At 39.8% G+C, this 4008-nt stretch carries 5 protein-coding genes; all 5 read left to right on the top strand.

Annotated features, from left to right (window positions below; translation table 11 throughout):
* Nucleotides 1-14: 14 nt before the first annotated feature.
* Nucleotides 15-602 carry a hypothetical protein gene (locus tag D6734_07715; protein RMF94470.1) on the top strand — a complete coding sequence of 196 codons (588 nt, stop codon included), beginning with the start codon at nucleotides 15-17 and terminating at the stop codon, nucleotides 600-602.
* 25 nt (nucleotides 603-627) lie between these two features.
* Complete coding sequence (locus D6734_07710) at nucleotides 628-1506, top strand: cysteine protease (GenBank protein RMF94469.1); 879 nt, start codon at nucleotides 628-630, stop codon at nucleotides 1504-1506.
* Between the two features lie 25 nt (nucleotides 1507-1531).
* Nucleotides 1532-1996: a hypothetical protein gene (locus tag D6734_07705; GenBank protein ID RMF94468.1), complete on the top strand. Its 465-nt coding sequence runs from the start codon at nucleotides 1532-1534 to the stop codon at nucleotides 1994-1996.
* A 12-nt stretch (nucleotides 1997-2008) separates the two neighbouring features.
* Nucleotides 2009-2650 (top strand): YkgJ family cysteine cluster protein, encoded by a 642-nt coding sequence (locus D6734_07700; GenBank protein RMF94467.1) that lies wholly within the window; start codon nucleotides 2009-2011, stop codon nucleotides 2648-2650.
* Between the two features lie 115 nt (nucleotides 2651-2765).
* Nucleotides 2766-4008 (top strand): DUF4157 domain-containing protein (locus tag D6734_07695; protein RMF94471.1); only part of this gene is annotated, 1243 nt, incomplete at its 3' end.

The following is a 4008-nucleotide window of genomic DNA, read 5'->3' as shown; positions in this document are numbered from 1 at the left end:
ATGGAGCAATAACCTTGGAGGCGGGTGAGAATATAGAGATTAAAACCGAAACAAATAAAAATAAAATTACCATCTCATCAAAATCAAAAGGCGGAATTGCCTGTTATACAGGTGTTGTAATTTTCAGGAATATAAAGGATAATACAGTATACTCCTCAAACTTTATAGAACTCCCTCCTGGGAGACTATATTCAATAATGTTGGGAGTTGAGGTTATACTTGGTCTAGAGAAAATTGTTATAAGACAGGGAGATTTGCCAAGAATTGAATTGCGGTCACATTTTTATATAGTTTATGGAAAGAGTCGATTTACAGTTTTACTAAAGACAACATATAAACTTAAGTTACTGAGGGTGCGCTGGTGGGCAATAGAAACTACCAGGGAATTAGAGCCAGTAGAGGTCGATAGGCCGAAGATAGATTCACATTTTTTACTTACTAAAATAGCACTTAATCCAGATATAACTCTAAGTAGTCTTTCAAAGGAAACAGGCTTTAAAACAGATGAAATTGATAGAGAACTGGAAGCACTAATTGAGGCAGGGCATCTTAAGGTCACAGGAAGCGGTGTAAATAGAAAATATAGAGTAGTATCAGAATAATTAAATTTATTGCAGGAGGATTCAAATGTTTGAAAACAAGAAAATAGGGCTTGGTTGGCTCCCTGATTACCCTGACTTCAGAGATTACACTGAAGATGTTCCACAGGTTAAGGAGATGATTGAAAAAATAAAAGTTCCTTCTAAAGAAGCCAAAACACTCAAACTTCCCTCAAGTGTTGATCTCCGACAGTGGTGTTCACCTGTAGAGGATCAGGAAAGTCTTGGTTCATGTACAGCCCATGCTGGTGTGGGTATAGTGGAGTATTTTGAGAGAAGGGCATTTGGAAAATATATTGATGCTTCAAGATTGTTTTTATACAAAACTACAAGAAATCTCCTCAAGTGGACGGGTGATACAGGTGCTTTTTTGAGGACAACTATGGGGGCACTTGTCCTCTTTGGAGTCCCACCAGAAGAATACTGGCCTTACAATATTGCTGATTTTGATAAGGAACCCCCTGCCTTTTGCTATGCCTTTGCTCAACAATATCAGGCTATAAGATACTTTCGCCATGACCCACCAGGAACAGATGCCTGTACATTGATGAACAGGATAAAACTCTTCCTTGCTTTTGGAATTCCTGCAATGTTCGGTTTTACTGTTTATAGTTCCATATACCAGGCAAACAATGATGGCTTGATCCCGTATCCCTGTCATGGTGAGAGGATTTTAGGGGGCCATGCAGTGGTTGCAGTGGGTTATGATGATAATCTGGAGATCAAAAATAAAAATTGCAATGAAAAAACAAAGGGTGCATATTTAATAAGAAACTCCTGGGGGACTAACTGGGGAAACAGTGGATATGGCTGGCTTCCCTATCAATATGTACTGAGCGGATTAGCAAGAGACTGGTGGTCACTAATAAAGAACGAATGGGTTGATACAGGTAAGTTTGGATTGTGACAGTGAACTTAAGAAGGAGTAAGTTATGAGAGAAGTCAAAGCAAGAATAAGCAAAAAAGACTCAAATAAAGTTACCTGTAGATCAAATAAAAGACTGCATGGCTCTACTGGTTTATATTCTAATCCCTTACACACGATACACCAGACTCTTGGCAATCAGGCAGTTCAGAAATTATATAGAAAAGTATCATCTCAGACAAATTGTAGCCAAGCAGCAGGACACGTCATATTTAGATTAACTCGATCAGGTATTATAAGTGGAGTCACTTACTTTAGGGGAGGAGCAGCAGTTGACATTTTCAATGATAGTAATATTACCCAAACCATTAACATTGTACCTTCTTATCTTGTCAGCAGCGCTCATTTCTCTATAAATCCTGGTGGTAAAGTGATCTTTTGGGTTAGGCATGTAAAATCTGTTGAAGGTGGAAGCATCGTGGCAAATCCCGGTCCATCACAAACAGTTCATGATTTTGTGGTATGTCTTTAGAAGAAGGTGAATATGCCAATAGTGATTGATAAAAGAACAAATCCATATAACAATATCCAAAAAGAGCTCTCATCAGGCCTTCTTTACACCCATATCCGCATAAATGACAACACAAAGAAAGTCCTTGAGTCCACTTCATTCCTCTATGCACTCATAGAATTGCTTAATGAGAAAGGACTGCTATCAATTGAAGAACTGGATGAGAGGAAAAAGCAAGTAGCAGAACGGTTATTAAAGAAGTTTGTAGACAGTGGTATAGGCCTTATATATCAAGATCCTGAATATGACAAGTATAACTTTGAACACGAGGCAAAGGTAGATTGTAAGAGTCGCCTGCATATATGTAAAGCAATATGCTGTAAGATACCATTTGCCCTATCCAGGCAGGATGTTTATGAAGGAATCATAAAGTGGGATTTTGGCAGGCCCTATCTTATCGCTCATGATGCTGATGGTTACTGTGTTCATTTAGACAGGAAAACCTACCTCTGCACCGTGCATCAACACCGTCCTGTTCCATGTCGTGGCTTTGATTGTAAGGATAATGGAAAATGGAAGGTCTGGCTGGATTATGACAGACATGTTATTAATCCTGAATTAATAGAACAGATCAATGATAGCAATGACAAAGTTTATAATTTAAAGAATAAGTAAAGAGGAGCTTCAAATGGGCGAGAGAACAAACATAAGAGTAAAGAGAGAGCATTTAACTTCTCATACAAAGAAAAATAATCTTTCAAAATCTGCTACTTCACCCATAGACAATATTATGTTCCTCCAAAGAAGCATTGGTAATCAGGCTGTTCAAAGGTTATTTAATTCAAGAATAATTCAAACAAAACTCAAAATCAGCCAGCCTAATGATATCTATGAGCAGGAAGCAGATAGGGTTGCAGAGCAGGTTATGAGGATGAAAGATGAGGAGGTGGTTCAGAGGAAAACTCATGCTCTTCAGATAACTCCACTTGTTCAGCGACAGACTACTGTAGAAGGAGAGATCCAACCTAAATTGAATACTTCCGAGATTTCAATGATTCATAGGCAGGTTGAAGAAGAAGAAGAGAAAAAGGAGGAAGAAGTCTTGCAGACTAAAAGGCAATCTGGCCAGATCATGGAAGCCACTCCAGATATCGAATCCCGCATAAATACATTAAAAGGAGGTGGTCAACCTTTACCTGAGTCCACCCGTGCTTTCTTTGAGCCACTCTTTGGATTGGATTTCAGCCAGGTAAGGGTGCATATAGACAGTACATCAGCAAGACTCTCAAGACAGCTCAATGCTCAGGCTTCCACCCCATCAGGCAGAAGACTCCTTGCACATGAACTGACGCATGTGGTGCAGCAATCAGTTGGGCAATTGCTAATTCATCGGAATCCCTCTAATAATGGTATAACTCAAATGAGTATTACTCCAGAGTATGCTCAAATATTGAATGACGCAGACCTTCAAGAGCAAATCAACATCTTACGGACTCAACTCATAGAAATGGACCCTAATGACGAACGTTACGATTTTCTTCGAACAAACCTTAGAGTGTTAGAAGCTGAGGTATCTATGCGAAGAGAGGTTGAAGAATCTTATTCGGAGGAAGAAATCGCCCAAGCTGGTCTCATTGCGACTGGAAGAGTTCTTCAAACAATGATGGCTCCAGAAACAGAGATGTTACGAAACATTTACAATCAAGGTGTAGCACGAATTGCAGCCGAGGGAAGACGATTGCGGGCACTCGGCTTGTCTGAGCATGAAATTGCTATAAGGCTTTCCCAAATGCGACATGAATTAGCACTCAAAGTTCGCCGTATTGGCAGTGATCTAATGCGAAAAGCGGCCGAGGTTTTCGACAAAGTGCGAGGAAATGTTGGGAGGCCAACTTATGAGTCCTTAAGAGCAGCCGGAAAAACGGATGCTCAGATTATAGAATCAGCAACTCGAACAAATCGCTTCATTAATCGGTTGCCTATTGGACTTCGTTGGGCAGGAAGGGCTTTGTTATTTGTTTCTGCTGGTATTT

The organism is Candidatus Schekmanbacteria bacterium (assembly GCA_003695725.1).
Taxonomy (GTDB): Bacteria; Schekmanbacteria; GWA2-38-11; order GWA2-38-11; family J061; genus J061.
The sequence above is the reverse complement of the archived record's forward strand: the minus strand, read 5'-3'. Positions and strand labels throughout refer to the sequence as shown.